We start from the raw sequence: 17,420 nt of genomic DNA on the forward strand, positions 1-17,420 counted from the left end.
TTGGGCTCGTGCCTGGGGTGATGCCGTACCGGCTCAAGGTTCCCACCGGCTGGCTGCCGCTGGCGCCCGGGGGCTACGAGATCGGGCGCAGCGCGCACTGTCAGGTCATCCTCGACGGCGCCAAGGTCTCGCGCCTGCACGCGCGCATCGTCGTCGACTCGACGGGGGTCAGCGTCGAGGATCTCGGCAGCTCGAACGGCGTGTTCGTGAACGGCCGGCGCGTGGTGCGCGGGCGCCAAGCCATCATGCCGGGCGATCGCCTCTTGGTCGGGGACGTCGAGCTCGAGCTGTCGTTGGGAGAGGTACCGGACAGCCTACCGCCCGATCACCGCCCCTCCGGGCGACCGACGCTGGTGGACTCACTGCCGGCGCCGGGGGAGAGCCGCAACGTCGCCACGTCCAAGGCCCACGCGCTCGAGCTGCTCGGCAGCGTCGCCGAGCGCGCCATTGGCACCGGCGACGCCAAACGCGCGGAGCTCATCCTCGGCGGAAGGCTGCGCGAGGTGCTGGCAGCTGCGGCCGCTGGCGGCTGCGACGCCCTGTCGCGAGAGCTGGCGATGAGGCAAGCGCTCCTCCTGGCGCGCACCCTGCCCTCCGCTGCTTGGGTGGACTACTCGATCGACCTCTTGAGCTCGACGCGCAGTCTGCCCTCCGACACCGAGCTGTCCGCGCTGGAGTCCGCGGCCCAGAAGGTCAGCGGCGCGGACGCGCGCAAGCTCCAGGACTACACGACGTTGGTGCGAGCGATGCCCAGCTCGCTGGAGAAGGTGCGCTCGCTTCAGCGCCTGGAGGCCGTGCTGGCGACCGTGTGCGGACGCCAGTAGCGCCTCAGGCGTCAGCCTCGGCGGCGTCGAACAGCTGCGCCTGCGCCGGCGCCGACAGCGCGGGATCGAAGCAGCGGCGGCAGCGCGCCTCGTAGGACTCGGTGCCGCCCACGACCACCGTGGCGTCACGCCGCACCAGGCGCTGGGAGCGATCCGCGGGGTTCCCGCAGAGCATGCAGATTGCCAGGTTCTTGGTCACGTACTCCGCCACCGCCATCAGGTGCGGCATGGGCTCGAAGGGGCGTCCCAGGTAGTCCTGGTCCAGACCCGCGACCACGACGCGCTTGCCCTCGTTCGCCAGCCGCTCGGCCACGCCGACCACCGGCGGGCCGAAGAACTGCGCCTCGTCGATGCCGATCACGTCCGCGTCGGCGGCGTGCTCCAGGATCTCGTGGGCGTCGTCCACCGCCACCGCCGTCAGCTCCTGCTTGGAGTGACTGACCACGCTGTCTGGGGCGTAACGCGCGTCGATGCGCGGCTTGAAGATCTTGACGCGCTGCTTGGCATACGTGGCGCGGTTCAGGCGGCGGATCAGCTCCTCGGTCTTGCCGCTGAACATGCAGCCGGTGATGACCTCGATCCAACCGGTGTCGTGCGGGACGTGATGCATCGCGGCTCTCCGTCAAACCCTGCCGCGGGGCGACGTCAACCCTTCACGCCGCCGGCGGTCAGCCCGGCGACCAGGTTCTTCTGCACCACGTAGAACAGCAGCATCACCGGCAAGCTGACCAGGATGGAGCCCGCCGCGAACGTCCCCCACGCCGCGTCGTGCTCGCCGACGTAGCGCTGGAGCACCACCGGCAAGGTCAGCGCTTCCTCCTTGCCGAGGATGGTCGCGGCCAGGATGAACTCGTTGTAGGCGCTCATGAAGGCGAACAGCGCCGTGACCGCGATGGCCGGCCGCGCCGCAGGCAGCACCACCCGCAGGAAGGCGCCGAGCCGGGTAGCGCCGTCCACCATGGCGGCCTCCTCCAGATCTTTCGGGATGGTGTCGAAGGCGCCGCGCAGCTGGAAGATGGCAAACGGCACGCTGGTGGTCGCGTAGCAGACGACCAGGCCCGTGCGCGTGTCGAGCAGGCCCAGCGCCTCGAGCACCATGTAGAGCGGTACGGCGCTCGCCACCATCGGGAACATCTGCGTGGCCAGCAGCAGGCGCACGCCCGCGTCTTTGCCCACGAACGAGAAGCGAGACAGCGCGTACGCGGCGGGCAGCGCGATGGCGATGCCCACCAGCGCGGTCGCGATGCTCACCAGGAGCGAAGACGCCGCCTGCGACAGCACGTGCGGGCTGCCCGCGAACTCGGTGACGTGCTCCAGCGTGAGCTGGCTGGGGATGGGCAACACGCGCCGCTCGGGCGCGCTGCCCGCGGAGAGCGCCGTCGAGATCACCCACAGCACCGGATAGAGCGCGAAGGCCACGGCCGCCACGATCGCCAGGTGCGACATCACGCTCTCCACCACGCTGACGCGCCGCTCGCTCATGTGGCCTCCCGCGCGCGCCCGACCCGCGACATGAGCCGAGAAGCCACGAACAAGAGCAGGAAGATCAGCACGGCGTAGGCCGCGGCGTAGCCGTATTGGGCCTGACGCGTGAACGCCCAGCGGTACGCCTCGGAGACCAGGATGTCCGTGGTGCCGTCCGGCTCGCCGCCGCTCACCAGGAACACGACGTTGAACTGGTTGAAGGTCCAGATGGCGCCGAGCAGCACCGCCGGCAGCATGCTCGGGACCACCATCGGAACGGTCACGCGCCAGAGCCGCTGCCAGCGCGTCGCGCCGTCCACCTCGGCCGCCTCCAGCACCTCCTTGGGGACGGAGGTGAGCGCGCCCAGCGTGACCACCATCATGAACGGGAAGCCGAGCCAGACGTTGGTGGCGAGGTTCGCCGTGAATGCGGTGGAGAAGCGCGCCCACCACGAGAACGGCTCGACGCCGACGGCCTCGAGCAAGGCGCTGACCGCGCCGAACTGCCGGCTGAACATGCCCTTCCAGGCCAGCGCCGTGACGTAGGACGGCACCGCCCAGGGGATGATCAGGAGCACCCGGTAGAGCGGCTTGAGCCTGAGCGTCGGGCGCGAGAGGGCCAGCCCGAGCGCGAAGCCGATACCGACGTGCAGCGTGAGGTTCGCGACAGTCCAGAGCAGGGTGACCAGCAGCACCAGGTAGAACGAGCCGCTGCCGAGCAGCGGGCCGCCCCGCGCCGTCAGGATCTGGACGAAGTTGGCCAGCCCCACGTAGTGCATCTCGCCCTGGCGTCCGGCAAAGAGCGCGGTGCCCGCGCCGACGGCGATGGGCAAGATGACCAGCGCGCCCACCGCGAGAACGGCGTGAGCCACCCAGCCGTAGGCCGGCAGCGAGCGCCGGAGGGCGGGACCGAGCTCACCCCCGCGCGAGCGCTGGAACAACCAGAAGGCTCCGGCCAGGCACAGCGCGCCAATCAGCACCAGCGCGACGTTCGGCGAGCGTCGCGGCGGCGGCGGGCGCACGACGTCTTCGAAGCGACGCGCGGCCTCGGTCAAGGCCGCGTCGGCGGACACCGTCCCGGAGAGCGTCTTCTTGAGCGCGCGCTCCGCGGGCTCCCAGGTGGTACGCATGCGCGGCGACGAAGGCATGGGCACCGCCACGGCGGCTTGCGCGGCAAACGCCGCCAAGAAGGCGTCGCCCTTGGCGCTGGGCGGCAGCTCGACGCGCGCCACGACCTGCCGCCCCACCCGCGCTCGAAGCTCCGCGCCGTCGTCGCCGGCGATGAACGCGAGCAGGCGGCTGGCCTGAGGGTTGCCTTTGCCCTTTGGCGTCAGCGACGCCGCCTCCACGGTCAAGAACGGGCGCATCGGCGCGCCCGCCGCCTCGATCGGAGGCAGCGGCACCACGCGATAGCGCACGCTCTGGCCGATGTCGCTGGCGAACCAGGGCCCGCTGATGGCCATCGCGGCTTTGCCGGTCTTGAACAGCTCGCCCACGACGGCGCCCGACGCTTCCTCGGGGACCACTCCTTCACGCATCAGGCGCTGCACCAGCTCGAGCGAGCGCACGCCGGCCTCGCCGCGAAAGCCGAAGCTCTCGTCGGGAGCGAGCTGCGCGCCGCCGAAGGCGTGGAGCAGCGCCGCGTGGAAGTACATGTTGCGCGTCTCGTAGACGAGCGGCACCACGCCCTTGGGCAAGCTCGCGCGGAGCGCGCCGAAGCCCTCGAGGCTCGCCGGGACCTCCGGGACGAGGTCCTGGTTCACGTAGAGCGCCAGGCACTTCAGCGCGAGCGGCAGCCCCCGCAGCCCTTGGGGCGAAGCCAGCGCCTCGAGCGCACGCTCCGGGAAGCCCGCGCCCGTTGCCTCCCGCGGGAGCAGCGCCACCACGCCGCGCTGCGCCAGATCGCCGATGCGCTCGTGGGAGTCGATGAACACGTCCGGCCCGTGACCGCGGGGGACCGCGGCGGTGAGCTTGGCCGCGTAGGCGTCGTGGGGAACCTGAAGCGCCTCGACCTTCACGCCCTCCTTCTTTTCGAAGGCGGCGAGCACCTGCTCGAGCGCCGCCTTCTCGTCCCCGCGGTAGGCGTGCCAGACCGCGAGCGGTTCCGCAGCCCGGGCTGGTCGTGCCAGCGCGAACAAGCAGCAGAGCACCAGCCAGGCTCGCTTCATTTGACGCGACCCGCGCGCTTCATCGCGATGGAGATCGCCGAGGTCAGGAGCTCACGCGGCGCGAGCTTGCTCAGCACGGTCTGCACGCGGTTGACGGCGCCCGGCACGCACACCGTGTCACCTGCGGCGTAGGCGGAGAGGGCGCGCGCGGCGGTCTCCTCGGCGCTCAAGGCGGCGATGCGCTCCACGCCGGGCTCGATGCCGGCCGCCGCCTGAAAGCCCGTCGGCACCGGGCCCGGGCAGAGCGCCGTCACCGTGACGCCGTTGCCTTCCGCCTCTTTGGCCAGCGCCGCGGAGAAGCTCAGCACGAAAGCCTTCGTGGCCGCGTACACGGCCATGTAGGGCATGGGCTGGAACGCCGCCGTGGAAGCCACGTTGAGCACGCCGCCCCGGCGCCGCGCCAGCATCGGCGGCAGGAAGTGCCGCGCCAGCACCACGACGGCCTCGCAGTTCAGCCGCACCATCTCGGCGAGCTTGTCGGGATCCGCCTTGACCAGCGCGCCGGCATCGCCGAAGCCGGCGTTGTTCACCAGGTGATCGACGTCCACACCGAGCGCGTCCACGTCGGCGGCCAGGCTCTGGGCGCCGCCCGGTTGCGCCAGATCCGCCACCACTACTTGCACCGCGACGCGGTTCTTCTGCCTGAGCTCCTCGGCCAGCGCGTCGAGCTTGTCTTTGGAGCGCGCCGTCAGGATCAGGTTCGCGCCGCGGGTCGCGAGCTGACGCGCGAGCTCCGCGCCGATGCCGGAGGAAGCACCGGTGACCAGCGCGCGAGTCCCGAAGAATCCCTCCATCGCGCTACTCCCCTTGGTTCCAGAGCGCGCGACCGTGATCGGGATCGAACAGGTGTACGTGGTCGGCGGCCACGGCCAGGCAGAGCTCGGAGCCCCGCGCTGGGCGCGACGCGCCGGGTAGCCGCGCCACGAAGGGAGTGCCGCCCAAGCTGCAGTGGGCGAAGGACTCGGTGCCGAGCGCCTCGAGCACGTCCACCTCCGCGCGGATCTCCCCGACGCTCTGCTTGCCGACCTCCTCCGGCGACGCGACGTCGTGCGGGCGGACGCCGAGCACGACCTTGCCGGCGCGCGGCGCGTTGCCCAAGGCGCCGGGCGGCGGCCGGAGCGTGACGCCGGGCGCCGAGACGACCCAGCGGCCTTCGACTTGCTCGAGCGCCGCGTCGATGAAGTTCATGGCCGGGCTGCCCAGAAACGCCGCCACGAAGCGCGTCGCGGGCTTCGCATACACCTCCAGCGGCGGCCCCGACTGCTCGACCCGGCCCTTGTTCAGCACGAAGATGCGATCGGCCAGGGTCATCGCCTCGACCTGATCGTGGGTGACGTAGACGCTGGTGGCGCCGATGCGATCGTGGAGCTTGCGGATGTCCACCCGCACCTGCGCGCGCAGCGCGGCGTCCAGGTTGGAGAGCGGCTCGTCGAACAAGAACACCTGCGCGCGGCGCACGATGGCGCGGCCCATCGCCACGCGCTGCCGCTGCCCGCCGGAGAGCTGGCGAGGGTAGCGCCCGAGGAGCTGCTCGAGGCCGAGCATCTCGCTGGCCTCGCCGATGCGTTTGTCGATCTCGGCCTTCGCCGTCTTGCGCAGCTCCAGGCCGAAGGCGAGGTTTTGGCGCACCGTGAGGTGCGGGTAGAGCGCGTAGGACTGGAACACCATCGCGATGTCCCGGTCGCGAGGCGGCAGGCGCGTGACGTCCTTGTCGCCGAAGCGGATGCTGCCCCCGTCCGCCTCCTCGAGCCCGGCGATCAGCCGGAGCAACGTGGACTTCCCGCAGCCGGAGGGCCCGACCAGCACCGCGAAGCCGCCGTCGGGCACGTCGATGTCCACTCCGGACAAGACGCGCGTCTGCCCGAAGTGCTTCTCGACACCGCGAATCGTCACCGAGGCCACGGGGGCCGGACGATAGTGGAAATCCGTTTGCCCGTGGGGCTCTCTGGGAGTACCGGGAGGCACGATGCCCGCCTACCGGCTGATCACGCTGGGCCCCAGTCACTACTGCGAGAAGGCTCGCTGGGCGCTCACGCGCTGTCGCGTGCCGTTCGAGGAGGAGGCGCACGTGCCGCTTTTGCACGCCTTCCACAGCAAGCGGAGCGGCGGGCGCCGGACCGTCCCTGTGCTGGTGACCGACAGCGGCACCTTCGCGGATTCCACGGACATTCTGGAGCTGTGCGACCGACAGGTGAGCGGCGCCCTGTACGGCAGCGGCGAGCAGCGGCGCGAGTCCCGGGACCTGGAGGAGTACTTCGACGAGAAGCTCGGCCCGCACTCGCGACGCCTGGCCTACTTCCACGTGCTGGGCGACAAGGCCCTGATGCTCGAGGCCTTCGGCGCGCGCGGCGGCGAGGCCGCCGCGCTCCGCATCGGCTTCTCCGCCATCCGAGCGCTGATGCGGAGGAGCATGAACGTGAACGCCGAGGGCGCGGCGCGCTCCCGCGAGCGCTCGCTGGCGATTTTCCGTGAGGTCGGAGCGCGCCTGGCCGACGGCCGGCGCTTCCTGACCGGGGACCGCTTCACCGCCGCCGACCTGACCTTCGCGGCCCTGGGCGCCCCCTTGGTGGTGCCCCCGGAGTACGGCTGGCCCCTGCCCCCCCTGGAGTCGTTGAGCTCGGCCATGCAGTCCGAGGCGCGCCACTTCCGCGACACGGTCGCCGGTCAGCTCGTGCTGCGGCTCTACCGCGAAGAGCGCCGGCGGGTGCCGGCCATCGGCGAGTGACGGCTCAGGCCCGTGCGCCGAGCACCGCTCGCTGCCGGAGCCAGTGGTCCGCCAGCACGATCGCCACCATCGCCTCGGCCACGGGAACGAAGCGCGGCAAGAGACACGGATCGTGGCGACCGCCGGTGCTGATGGTGGTCGCCTCGCCCGTGCGCGTCACCGTGGGCTGCTCGCGCGGCAAGCTGCTGGTGGGCTTGAGCGCCGCGCGCAGCAGGATGGGCATACCAGTGGAGATGCCTCCGAGCATTCCGCCGTGGTGGTTGCCCGAGGTGACGATGCGTCCGCCCTCGGAGATGAACGCGTCGTTGTGCCGGCTGCCGCGCAGAGCGGCGGCCGCGAAGCCGGAGCCGTACTCCACGCCCACCACGGCGGGGATCGAGAACAGCGCCTTCGCCAGATCGGCCTTCAGCTTGTCGAACACCGGCTCGCCGAGCCCCGCAGGCACGCCGGTCGCGACGAGCTCGGCGACGCCGCCGATGGAGTCCTGGTCTTTGCGCACCGCCTCGATCAGCGCGATCATCCGCGCGGCAGCCGCGGGGTCGGGGCAACGCACCGCGGTCGCCTCGACCTCCTCCGGCGTGACCGCCGCCGGATCGGCGATCTCCGCGACCACGTCGCCGACCCGCACGACGTAGCCGAGCACCCGCCCGCCGAACGCTTGCGCGACGAGCTTCTTGGCGATGGCCCCCGCCGCCACCCGCGCAACCGTTTCGCGGGCGCTGGCCCGCCCGCCGCCGCGGTGGTCGCGCCTGCCGTACTTCGCGTCGTAGCTGAAGTCGGCGTGTCCCGGCCGGTACTTGTCGCGGATCGCCTCGTAGTCCTGGCTCTTCTGGTCCTGGTTTCGCACCAAGACGGCGATCGGCGTGCCGGTGGTCTTGCCCTCGAACACGCCCGACAGGATCTCCGGCTCGTCGCTCTCGAGGCGCTGCGAAACGATGCGGCTCTGGCCCGGGCGCCGGCGCACCAGCTCGACGCGCAGATCTTCCTCGTCGAGCGGCAGGCCCGGTGGGCAGCCATCCACGATCACCACGTTCGCGGGGCCGTGCGACTCACCTGCGGTGGTGACGCGAAAGCACTCCCCGAAGCTATTTCCAGCCACTGACGCGGAGCATAGGGCCCAAAGAAAGTTCGTGCTAGACGGTCCGCGTCATGACCCACCCCGCCCTGACTCAGCTGTCCGAAGAAGAGCGCATGTTCCGAGACGCCGTGCTCGCGTTCGCACGCGAGCGGGTGGCGCCCAAGGTCCACGAGATGGACAAGGCGGGCGCGGTGGACAAATCGCTGATCCCCGGCCTGTTCGAGCTGGGCGTGATGGCCGTGGAGGTGCCGAGCGAATACGGCGGCGCCGAGAGCTCGTTCTTCAACGCCATCCTCGCGGTCGAGGCGCTGGCCGAAGTGGACCCCAGCATCTCCGTGTTCGTGGACGTGCAGAACACGCTGGTGAACAACTGCATCCTGCGCTGGGCCAACGCCGAGCAGAAGCAGCGCTACCTGCCCAAGATGTCGAGCGAGTGGGTCGGCTCCTACGCCCTCAGCGAGGCCGGCTCCGGCTCGGACGCCTTCGCGCTCCAGACCAAGGCCGAGAAGCGCGGCGACAAGTGGCTACTCAACGGCCGCAAGCTCTGGATCACCAACGGCGCGGAGAGCTCGCTGTTCATCGTCTTCGCCAACACCGACTTCAGCAAGGGCTACAAGGGCATCACCGCATTCTTGATCGAGAAGGGTCAGAAGGGCTTCGGCGTCGGCAAGAAGGAGGACAAGCTCGGCATCCGCGCCTCCAGCACCACGGAGCTCGTCCTCGAAGACTGCGAGGTCGGTCCCGAGAACGTCCTGGGCAACGTCGGCGTCGGCTACAAGATCGCCATCGAGACCTTGAACGAGGGGCGCATCGGCATCGGCGCGCAGATGATCGGCCTGGCCGCCGGCGCCCTCGACCACGCGATGAGGTACATCGTGGAGCGCAAGCAGTTCGGCAAATCCATCGCCGAGTTCCAGGGCATGGAGTTCCAGTACGCGCAGATGGCCACGGAGATCGAGGCCGCGAAGCTCATGGTCTACAACGCCGCGCGCCTCAAGGACGCCGGCCAGCCCTTCGTGAAAGAGGCGGCCATGGCCAAGCTCTTCTCCTCTCAGGTCGCCGAGCGCAGCGCGAGCCTGGCCGTCGAGCTCATGGGCGGCGTCGGCTTCACCAAGGAGTACCCGGTGGAGAAGCTCTTCCGCGACGCCAAGATCGGCAAGATCTACGAAGGCACCAGCAACATGCAGCTGGCGACCATCGCGAAGCTCGTGCGAAGCGCGTACGCGACGGGGTGAGATCGTCAGCCGCCGAGCGCCGAGCGCACGCGCGCGACCGCCTCTGCGACGTCCTTCGCCACGAGCTCCGCAGGCAAGCGCAGCACCCGCCACCCGCGCCGACCGAGCTCGCGATCGCGACGCGCATCCGCCGCCGCGCGGGCGGCGTGGTACGGGCCGTCCACCTCAATCACGAGCCGCGCCGAGGGCACGGCCAGATCTGCGATGTACTGACCGAGCAACGGCCCCGAATGGCGCCCCGACGCCGTCACCCGCCGCAACTATTGTCGCTCACGGGGCGCGCTGGCCCGCACTTGCCGTCGTTGCACGCACCGCTCGCGCACTCGAAGCCGACAGCGCTCCCGAGCATCTCGCAGTCGGCGCCATCGGGCTTCTTCGCCACGCACTTGTCGTCCGGTTCGAGACAGTACGTGCCAACGACGCAAGCGTGCAGCGGATCGACGCTGGGTTGAGGACAGTCAGCTCCGAGCGGGAGTCGCGGCGCGCACTTGGACGTCGTCCAGGCGCAGTAGGCGCCCTCGACACAACCGAGGGTGAAGCAGTCGTCTCCGATCTGACCCGCGGCGGCGCAGGCCCCGTTCAGGCACTGCAAGCCGTCGTTGATCCAGCATGTGCCAGCGTCGCTACCGAACGGGGTGTCCTCACACTCAATCTTCGACCCGTCATCGTGGCAAGTCTTGTCGCAGACCTCTCCCAGCGACAGTCGCGCGTCCTGCAGGCAGGTTCCTTTCGAGCAGGTGACCTGGCCGCCCGGAGGTTTCACGCAGTCGGCGCTCGACGTGCAACTGCCGCCGTCCGGCACGCTGCCCTGGAACGTCTGCTCGCATGGCCCGAGCGAAGTCGGCACCTTGCACGAGCTCGCCACGCTCGCCAGAAACGCCGCGCACTCGCCCGCCTTGTCCTCGTCGTAGCTGGCCAGCGGACTGTCGAGCTGCTCCAGAGTGCTCTTCCAATACGCGATGCAGCCTGCCAGATTGTAGGGATAGCCGGCGGCCTGGCAGCAAGCCGCGGCGTTCGCGCAGAACGCCTCTGCGACCTTTTGACCGAAGTCTCCGCGCGCGATCGGACCGGAGCTGACGCTTCCACCGGCCGCGCCGCTTCCGCCGACCGCACCGCTTCCGCCGACTGCACCGCTTCCGCCGCCGCTGCCGCCGCCGCTCGCTCCGGATGAGCCGCAGCCGCCCACCGACGCGAGCACCACGATCGCCCACGCCCCGAAAGACCTCTGGCTCCACATGACGTCAGTCTAGGCTGACTGAATCTGAGGCGCAGCTCCGGGCGGATGGTCCGAACAGGCTCGGGGTGGCGTTGCGTGGGCTCGGGCGGGCGAAAGCCGAGCCTCAGAGCCCCGACTTCAGCTCGCCCGCCGGCACGAACAGCTTCCCGCTCTGAGCCGGCACGCTCACCACCAGCGTGCCGTCGCCGGCCACGCTGACGCTCTCGTTCGGATCGAGCACGTTCACCAGGCTGGTGCCGCCAGGAGCGGCGAGCTGCATGCCGGCGCCGTTGAACTGCGTCGAGCTCTCATGGCTCGCGTTCGTGTTGAGCACGACCAGCGCGTAGGCTTGGCCGGCGTCGCCGCCGGTGCGCTCGAAGGCGAAGATGCCGGCGTCGGACTCGGCGCCCGTGCGATCGCTCGACCAGGTCACCTTGAGGTCGCCGTGGGTGAGCGCCGGGTAGCTGCGGCGAATGCGCGCCAAGCGCCGCACCCACTGGAAGTCGGAGTTCGACTGATCGTAGCCGCTCCACCAGAGATCCTCGCGGTTCGCCGGGTCGTTGCCGCCGGAGAAGCCCTGCTCGGTGCCGTAATAGACGCAGGGGATGCCGTCCTCCGTGAACAGGAACAGGAGCGCGTTGTGGAGCGCGGCCTTGTCGTTCTTGAAGAACAAGAAGCGGCCGACGTCGTGGTTGTCGAGGAAGTTCACCAGCGCCTTGTTCGGCGGCACGCCGATGCCACCCGGCTGCGGCACCGTGCCGTAGTTGCCGTTCGGACCCAGGCGCTGGTTCCAGAGATCTTCGATCTTCTTGGTGGCGGCGCCCTGCTGGAAGACGTCGCGGATCACCGTGTAGTACTGCGGGAAGTAGAACACGCTGTCCACCTCGTCGGCGAAGGTGAAGGAGCCCACGAGCTCGTCGTTGCCGTCGAACGACTCGCCGAACATGAAGAAGTTGTTCTTGCCCTTCGCCGCCAGGCGCTGGCGCACGGCGGGCGCGAAGGTCTTCCAGAAGTCGTGCTCGACGTGCTTGAGCGTGTCGATGCGAAAGCCGTCGAGATCCGTGAGCTCGACCCAGCGCACGAACACGTCGATCAGCGCCTGGCGCACCTCGGGATCCTCCGTGTTCAGATCCTTGAGGCCGCCGGGGAAGTCGCCGAGCCGCACCTGATCGAGATCGTCCCAGTTCCAGACCCGGCCCTTGCGGTTGTAGGCGCGAGGCTCCTGGAAGATCGCCGGCTCCGGCGGCATGTGGTTCGAGGCCGGGTCGTAGACGAAGACGACCGGCGCCGGGCCGGCCTCGCCCAGGCTCGTCCAGGCCTGCACGCCCCGCGGGTCGTAGTCCGGGTCGTACTCGTTGATGTGACTGACGGGGCTGGTCTCGCCGCCGCCCGGCCCCTTGGGGGCGATCAGCGGGCCCGCGCCCTCCACGCGTTCGTCGGGTTGCCCGTTCAGGTTGATGTCGTAATAGAAGACCTGGCCCACGTGATTCACGACGATGTCGAGGATCACCTTCATGCCTCGCTCGTGGGCCTGGTCGACCATGCGGCGCAGGCTGAGCAGATCCCCGAAGTGGGGATTGAGCCGGGTGAAGTCCTGCGTCCAGTAGCCGTGGTAGCCGTCCACGCCGGCGTCGGTCTCGACGTTCTTGACGATGGGCGAGATCCAGAGCGCCGTCACGCCCAGGTTGTCGAGGTAGTCGAGCTTCTCCTCGACGCCGCGCCAGTCGCCGCCGTGATATCGGGCCGGAGCGTTCTCGACCACGCGATAGTCGTTCGCGTGGTCGCCGTTCGCGAAGCGGTCCGTCAAGAGCTGGTAGACGATCTCGCTGCGCCAGTCCTGCACGTGGGTCTTGATCGGGCGTTCGCCGTCGAGCCCCTCGAAGTCCATGCAGCCGGAGCTGCCGAGCGCCAGCGCGGCGACGAGAGGAGTGAGCTTGGTCTTCATGTTCATTGCCCGTAGCTCGAAGAGTTGAACCACCACTCGGCACCGATGCCGTAGAACTGCTCGACCTTGCGCCGTGCGAACACGTCGTCGTAGGCGTAGAGAGCGCGCGCGTCGTCGTTGCGCTGCGTGAACGCCATGATCAGGCGCAGCACCGGCCGCTTGAAGACCCCCGGTCCCGAAGGCGACAGGTAGGGCATCAGGCCGAAGCGCCAGACCTTCGCGTGCACCGGCTGGTTCGTGGCGATGTTCAAGACGCCGCGCTGCTGCGCCTGGTACGAGCCCTCGACGGCGACGCCGGCGTGGTCGCCCAGGAAGACGTGGGGCCGCGCCACGAAGATGCCCTCGTCCACGTTGTTGAAGTTGAAGGTCTCCGGTGTCGGCTCGCGGAAGGAGCGGAAGTAGCCGCCGACCACCACGCCGAAGGGGTGCATCTCCCAGTTGCCGGCCAGGCCGATCAAGGTCTGGGTCGCGCCCTCGACCGTGCGCTCGGGGCTCGTGCCCTCCGGCGTGGCGAGCTCGCCGTAGGCCGCGAGGCCGCGCCCGTGGCGGAAGAACAGGTTGACGAAGGTGTCATGCTCGCCGGTGAACAGGCCCACCTGGCCGCCGATCAGCGTGCCGCTGTCGCCGGGGACCTCCTCGAGCCGTCCGGGCTGGTCCTCGCGCTCGCCGCTCGGCAGGCGGTGGACCTCGCCGTAGAGCACGGCCTTGACGCCGCCCTTTTCGTCGAACATCGGCACGATGTGCGAGAGCTTCAGGCTGCTGATGATCCGCGGCCGGTTCAGGATCTCCACGTCCGTGGTGCCGGGCTGGTTCTGCGGGGCCGGCCGCGGCCGCACCTGGTGCTGGAAGGGATCGTCGGCGCGGTTCAGGCCGACGTGCCAGGCGGCGAAGCTCTTGCCGTCTCGCGTGTCGAAGCGCACGCCGCCGCCCACGGTGTTCAGGTTGTCGAGGGGCCAGAAGTCGAGCAGGTAGATGTCGTCGCCGCGGTACATGCGCGAGCCGGCCCAGACGCTGAGGCCCTTGTCGCCGATGCCGCGCTCCTCGAGGTACAGGTTCCTGACCGCGACCTTCGCGTCGAACTTGCCGTCGTAGTGGAAGAGCGGGCCGCCGATAGCGAGCGTGGTCACGATGCGCGAGGAGAGGTCCTTCTTCCACTCGTCGTCGCGCCGGAGCTCGAGCTCGGCGTAGGGCCCCTCGTCGATGCGGGTGCCGTAGGCGACCACGTCGGCGTCGCGCCCCTCGCCGCCGCGACCGTCGCTGGCCACCACCACGCGACCGTAGGAGCCGAACGAGAAGCTCGAGCGCGGGTAGTCGAGCTTCGGGGCCGGCACCTTCACCGGGCCCATGAAGGGCGGCACCTTGCCGGTCTGCACCGCCGGCTCCTCCGGCTCGGGCTCCGGGGCGGGCTTCTCCTTCTTGGGCGGCGGCTCCTCCGTCAGCTCCACGGCCGCCGGGGCCGGCGGCTCCACGGTGGGCGGCGGCGCCGGGTCCGGCGGCACCGCGCCGGGCTGCGCGAGCGCGGGGCGCAGGAGCGCGAGGGAGAACAGCCCACAAGCCCAGACCCCGCGCTTCATCGTGGGCCGCGGATATCACATCCGGGCCCGGAGGTGACGCGTGTCTCTTGCGCTCGGGCGCGAGCCGAGTATGGATGGCGTCGCCATGGAGCCCGGACTCGTCACCCTCGCGAAGATCGTCGGCCTGCTCGGCGTCGCCATCAGCTTGATCCCGCTGGTGTTCATCTTCTCGCCCGGCAGCCGCGAGGAGCCCAAGGATCACCTGGCCGGCCTGGAGTGACGAACGCTCGTCCAGCGACGAGATTCCGAGCACTTGCAGCCGCTAACTGCACCATTTCCTTGACCGACCTGGGGCGGCAAGGTACCCCGACACATGCGCGGGCAGGCTTTCCGGGTGTCCCCGGGGCCCTGGCGCGTGAGTTTCCTGCGAGGCGAATACCAATGAAGAACTTGATCACTCTTGCGTTCATGGCGGGTCTGGCGACGATGGCGGCCTGTAGCTCCGAAGACTCCACCAGCGGCACCGGCGGTGCGGCGGGCGCGGCGAGCGGCGGCGGCGGCACCGGTGGCGGCTCGGGCGGCTCGGGCGGCTCGGCCGGCTCGGCCAGCGGCGGCAGCGCGGGCTCGGCCAGCGGCGGCAGCGCGGGCTCGGCCAGCGGCGGCGCGGCCGGCGGCACGGGCAACGACTGTGTCACCTGCTTGCAGACCAACTGTGGCACCGAGCTTGCTGCGTGCTTGGGCAACACGGCCTGCGCGGCGATCGTTCAGTGCGCCGGATCTTGCACGGATCAGGCCTGCGCGGACGCCTGCGTCACGTCCAACCCGAACGGGAAGACGGATTGGGACGCGGTCGAGGCGTGCGGCACGACCAAGTGCGCGACCGAGTGCACCTGATCTCGAGCAACTCGTGAGACCGGATTCCGCCGGCGGCACCCCCGCCGGCGGTTTCGTTTTGTAGGCTAGAGTTCCGCATGCTGAAGGCTCCACTCCGAGTCGCCGCGGTCGCGGCGGTGACCTCATTGTCCCCGAGCGCGCTCGGCGCCGCGCAACCGCACCGCTCGGCCACGGAGCTGGTCTCGTCCAACGGTCGGGCCGTGGTCGGCTTCGACGTTCCCCAGCAGCGCATCACCAGCTTCCTGGAGCACCCGTATCGGCAGAAGAGCAACGGCGCCGAGACTCGCGACATCGCCTACGACGTCTACCCGGGCGTGCGGGTCGGCAGCTCCGGCAAGTGGCTGGGCGAGGTCGCGCCGACGAGCGTCGCGTACGAGACCGGAACGGGCATCATCCGCGTGACCCGGGTGCACGCTGGGCTCGAGATCGACGAGTACATCTTCGCGCCCATCGAGCTCGGCGAGCACGCCTTCGTCGATCTGGTCAGGGTGAAGCGCACGAGCGGCTCGGGGCCCGTGGACGTGTACGGGCTCTTCAACTTCCACCTCGGCGCGGGCGCGCCGGAGCCGGGCTCGGGACAGGAGACCATCTCCTGGGACGCGACCCGCGATGCCTTCCTGGAGTGGGGACCGAGCGGGCTGACGGTGGGCTACGGCAGCATCGGCGCCTCGTCGCACCACGGCGCGAGCCCCCAGAATCCTTTCCCGGCGCTGAACGCCGGTCAGGATCTGGCCGACAACGCCGGCACCGGCGGCGCCTTCGACGACGCCGCGGCGGGCTTGCAGTGGTCGCTCGGCGATCTCGCGGTGGGCGAGACCAAGTGGGCCGGAAGCTACGCGGTGCTCGACGACCAGAGCAACGTCTTGCCGCGCATCGACGCGGTGAAGCAGTGGCTGGGGACGAAGACCCCGGAGCAGGTGCTCGACGCGGAGAAGGCCGCGTGGGCCAGCTGGCACACGCCGCTGCCGAGCGGGCTCTCGGCGCTGGAGGACCCGCTCTACCGGCAGCAGATGGCCATTCTGCGCATGGGACAGGTGCGCGAGCCGGGCAAGGGTGACGGGCAGATCCTGGCCAGCCTGCCGCCGGGCAACTGGAACATCTCCTGGGTGCGCGACATGGCCTACGCCGTCGCGGCCCTCGCCAAGAGCGGCCACGCGAGCGAGGCGAAGCGCGCCATCGAGTTCCAGCTGAACGCCGACTCCGGCAAGTACGAGTCCTACGTGGGCAAGCCCTACCAGATCTCGATCACCCGCTACTTCGGCGACGGCGTCGAGGAGACCGACTCGAACGAGAACGGTCCCAACATCGAATTCGACGGCTTCGGCCTGTTCCTGTGGGAGCTGGGCGAATACGTGCAGGCGAGCAAGGACGAGACCAGCCTGAAGGCCTGGTGGCCGGTGGTGAGCGAGAAGGTCGGCGACGTGCTCCTGGCTCTGCAAGAGCAGAACGGGCTGATCGCGAAGGACTCGTCGATCTGGGAAGTGCACTGGAACGGCCAGGAGAAGCACTTCGCGTACACCACGCTGACCGCGGCCACGGGCCTGTGCTGGGCGGCGAGCTTGGCCGAGAAGGTCGGAGACGGCGCCCGCGCGACCGAGTACCGCGCCGCCGGCAAGAAGGCGCAGGCCGCGCTGATCTCCCAGCTCTCGGCCCCCGACGGCACGCTGGCGCAGAGCAGCGAAGATCTGGCGAAGGGCTCGGGCTTCCTCGACGCCGCCGCCATCGAGGCGGTGGGCTTCGGGCTCGTGGATCCGAAGGGCAAGGCCGCCAAGGCGACGCTCGCGTCGATGAAAGCGAAGCTCGTGCCGCCGAGCGGCCGCGGCTTCATGCGCAACGACGACGGCGGCTGGTACGACAGCCAGGAGTGGATCTTCGTCGATCTGCGCACCGTCAACGTGATGCGTTTGGGCGACGACGTCGAGGCCGGAGATCTGCTCGGCTGGATCACGGCGCAAGGCACCGAGAACTTCGGGCTGATCTCCGAGCTCCACGAGGCGACGACCGCCGACTACCAGGGCGAGATGCCGATGGTGGGCTTCGGCGCCGGCGCCTACGCGCTGGCGGTGATCGATCGCGCGAGCGGGAGCGCCCCCATGCCCTGCGGCGACTACGCGGCCGAAGGCGGCGGCGGTTCGGGCACCGGAGGCGCGGGTGGCTCCGCGGGCAGCGCCGGGGCAGGCGGCAGCGGCGGCGGCTCGGGCGGGTCCAAGCCCAGCGGCTCGGACGACGACGGCGGCTGCGGCTGCCGCGCACCGCGGCGCTCCGGCGAGCCCGCGTTCGGCGCGCTCTTGCTCGGGCTCGGCGCGCTGGGCCTCCGGCGCTTGCGCGGGCGCTTTTCGCGCTAACCTGGGACGTCC

General features: G+C 70.0%; 16 protein-coding genes. 6 read left to right on the plus strand and 10 right to left on the minus strand.

Annotated elements, in window-relative coordinates; genetic code table 11:
• The first annotated feature begins 8 nt into the window (after positions 1–8).
• On the plus strand, positions 9–824 hold the full coding sequence (locus HS104_02750) for an FHA domain-containing protein (protein ID MBE7478897.1): 816 nt from the start codon (positions 9–11) through the stop codon (positions 822–824).
• Between the two features lie 4 nt (positions 825–828).
• Here HS104_02750 and HS104_02755 read toward each other — a convergent pair whose 3' ends face one another.
• The 5 genes from HS104_02755 to ugpC are packed head-to-tail and all read right to left on the minus strand — an operon-like array spanning position 829 to position 6,358.
• Positions 829–1,434 carry a thymidine kinase gene (locus tag HS104_02755; protein MBE7478898.1) on the minus strand — a complete coding sequence of 202 codons (606 nt, stop codon included), beginning with the start codon at positions 1,432–1,434 and terminating at the stop codon, positions 829–831.
• 35 nt (positions 1,435–1,469) lie between these two features.
• Entirely contained in the window at positions 1,470–2,306 is an 837-nt protein-coding gene (locus tag HS104_02760; GenBank protein ID MBE7478899.1) for an ABC transporter permease subunit, read from the minus strand.
• Positions 2,303–4,456 carry an extracellular solute-binding protein gene (locus HS104_02765; GenBank protein MBE7478900.1) on the minus strand — a complete coding sequence of 718 codons (2,154 nt, stop codon included), beginning with the start codon at positions 4,454–4,456 and terminating at the stop codon, positions 2,303–2,305. Before HS104_02765 ends, HS104_02760 begins: the two co-directional genes overlap by 4 nt.
• A complete protein-coding gene (locus tag HS104_02770) occupies positions 4,453–5,250 on the minus strand; it encodes an SDR family oxidoreductase (protein MBE7478901.1) in 798 nt (265 codons plus the stop codon). The genes HS104_02765 and HS104_02770 overlap by 4 nt, the downstream gene beginning before the upstream one ends.
• Before the next feature lie 4 nt (positions 5,251–5,254).
• Positions 5,255–6,358 (minus strand): sn-glycerol-3-phosphate ABC transporter ATP-binding protein UgpC, encoded by a 1,104-nt coding sequence (ugpC, locus tag HS104_02775; protein MBE7478902.1) that lies wholly within the window; start codon positions 6,356–6,358, stop codon positions 5,255–5,257.
• 43 nt (positions 6,359–6,401) lie between these two features.
• Between ugpC and HS104_02780 the strand changes: the two genes are divergently transcribed.
• On the plus strand, positions 6,402–7,181 hold the full coding sequence (locus HS104_02780; GenBank protein ID MBE7478903.1) for a glutathione S-transferase: 780 nt from the start codon (positions 6,402–6,404) through the stop codon (positions 7,179–7,181).
• Positions 7,182–7,185: 4 nt separating this feature from the next.
• Here the strand turns inward: HS104_02780 and aroC are convergent, their stop codons facing one another.
• A complete protein-coding gene (gene aroC / locus HS104_02785; GenBank protein ID MBE7478904.1) occupies positions 7,186–8,280 on the minus strand; it encodes a chorismate synthase in 1,095 nt (364 codons plus the stop codon).
• 50 nt (positions 8,281–8,330) lie between these two features.
• Here aroC and HS104_02790 point away from each other — a divergent pair, with 50 nt between their 5' ends.
• A complete protein-coding gene (locus tag HS104_02790; protein MBE7478905.1) occupies positions 8,331–9,494 on the plus strand; it encodes an acyl-CoA dehydrogenase family protein in 1,164 nt (387 codons plus the stop codon).
• Positions 9,495–9,499: 5 nt separating this feature from the next.
• Here the strand turns inward: HS104_02790 and HS104_02795 are convergent, their stop codons facing one another.
• The 4 genes from HS104_02795 to HS104_02810 all read right to left on the minus strand — a co-directional run bounded on the left by HS104_02795 (position 9,500) and on the right by HS104_02810 (position 14,229).
• Entirely contained in the window at positions 9,500–9,754 is a 255-nt protein-coding gene (locus HS104_02795; protein MBE7478906.1) for a DUF559 domain-containing protein, read from the minus strand.
• Positions 9,742–10,731, minus strand: coding sequence for a hypothetical protein (locus HS104_02800; protein ID MBE7478907.1), 990 nt, complete (start codon positions 10,729–10,731; stop codon positions 9,742–9,744). Before HS104_02800 ends, HS104_02795 begins: the two co-directional genes overlap by 13 nt.
• 103 nt (positions 10,732–10,834) lie before the next feature.
• Positions 10,835–12,661 (minus strand): alpha-amylase, encoded by a 1,827-nt coding sequence (locus HS104_02805; protein ID MBE7478908.1) that lies wholly within the window; start codon positions 12,659–12,661, stop codon positions 10,835–10,837.
• Positions 12,658–14,229, minus strand: a complete 1,572-nt coding sequence (locus HS104_02810) for a carbohydrate porin (GenBank protein MBE7478909.1) — start codon at positions 14,227–14,229, stop codon at positions 12,658–12,660. Before HS104_02810 ends, HS104_02805 begins: the two co-directional genes overlap by 4 nt.
• 40 nt (positions 14,230–14,269) lie before the next feature.
• On the opposite strand from HS104_02810, the gene HS104_02815 reads away from it, so the two are divergent.
• From HS104_02815 to HS104_02825, 3 genes are all read left to right on the plus strand, one after another.
• Positions 14,270–14,449, plus strand: a complete 180-nt coding sequence (locus tag HS104_02815; protein ID MBE7478910.1) for a hypothetical protein — start codon at positions 14,270–14,272, stop codon at positions 14,447–14,449.
• 161 nt (positions 14,450–14,610) lie between these two features.
• A complete protein-coding gene (locus HS104_02820) occupies positions 14,611–15,063 on the plus strand; it encodes a hypothetical protein (GenBank protein ID MBE7478911.1) in 453 nt (150 codons plus the stop codon).
• A 77-nt stretch (positions 15,064–15,140) separates the two neighbouring features.
• Positions 15,141–17,408 carry a hypothetical protein gene (locus HS104_02825; protein MBE7478912.1) on the plus strand — a complete coding sequence of 756 codons (2,268 nt, stop codon included), beginning with the start codon at positions 15,141–15,143 and terminating at the stop codon, positions 17,406–17,408.
• The last annotated feature ends 12 nt before the right edge of the window (positions 17,409–17,420 follow it).

The organism is Polyangiaceae bacterium, assembly GCA_015075635.1.
In the GTDB taxonomy this organism is placed as follows: domain Bacteria; phylum Myxococcota_A; class Polyangia; order Polyangiales; family Polyangiaceae; genus JADJKB01.

Excerpts from the sequence above, each read along its gene's own strand:
- HS104_02755 (MBE7478898.1), bottom strand. The coding sequence starts at position 1,434 with ATGCATCACGTCCCGCACGACACCGGTTGGATCGAGGTCATCACCGGC.
- HS104_02760 (MBE7478899.1), bottom strand. The coding sequence starts at position 2,306 with ATGAGCGAGCGGCGCGTCAGCGTGGTGGAGAGCGTGATGTCGCACCTG.
- HS104_02765 (MBE7478900.1), bottom strand. The coding sequence starts at position 4,456 with ATGAAGCGAGCCTGGCTGGTGCTCTGCTGCTTGTTCGCGCTGGCACGA.
- HS104_02770 (MBE7478901.1), bottom strand. The coding sequence starts at position 5,250 with ATGGAGGGATTCTTCGGGACTCGCGCGCTGGTCACCGGTGCTTCCTCC.
- HS104_02790 (MBE7478905.1), top strand. The coding sequence starts at position 8,331 with ATGACCCACCCCGCCCTGACTCAGCTGTCCGAAGAAGAGCGCATGTTC.
- HS104_02800 (MBE7478907.1), bottom strand. The coding sequence starts at position 10,731 with ATGTGGAGCCAGAGGTCTTTCGGGGCGTGGGCGATCGTGGTGCTCGCG.
- HS104_02805 (MBE7478908.1), bottom strand. The coding sequence starts at position 12,661 with ATGAACATGAAGACCAAGCTCACTCCTCTCGTCGCCGCGCTGGCGCTC.
- HS104_02810 (MBE7478909.1), bottom strand. The coding sequence starts at position 14,229 with ATGAAGCGCGGGGTCTGGGCTTGTGGGCTGTTCTCCCTCGCGCTCCTG.
- HS104_02820 (MBE7478911.1), top strand. The coding sequence starts at position 14,611 with ATGAAGAACTTGATCACTCTTGCGTTCATGGCGGGTCTGGCGACGATG.
- HS104_02825 (MBE7478912.1), top strand. The coding sequence starts at position 15,141 with ATGCTGAAGGCTCCACTCCGAGTCGCCGCGGTCGCGGCGGTGACCTCA.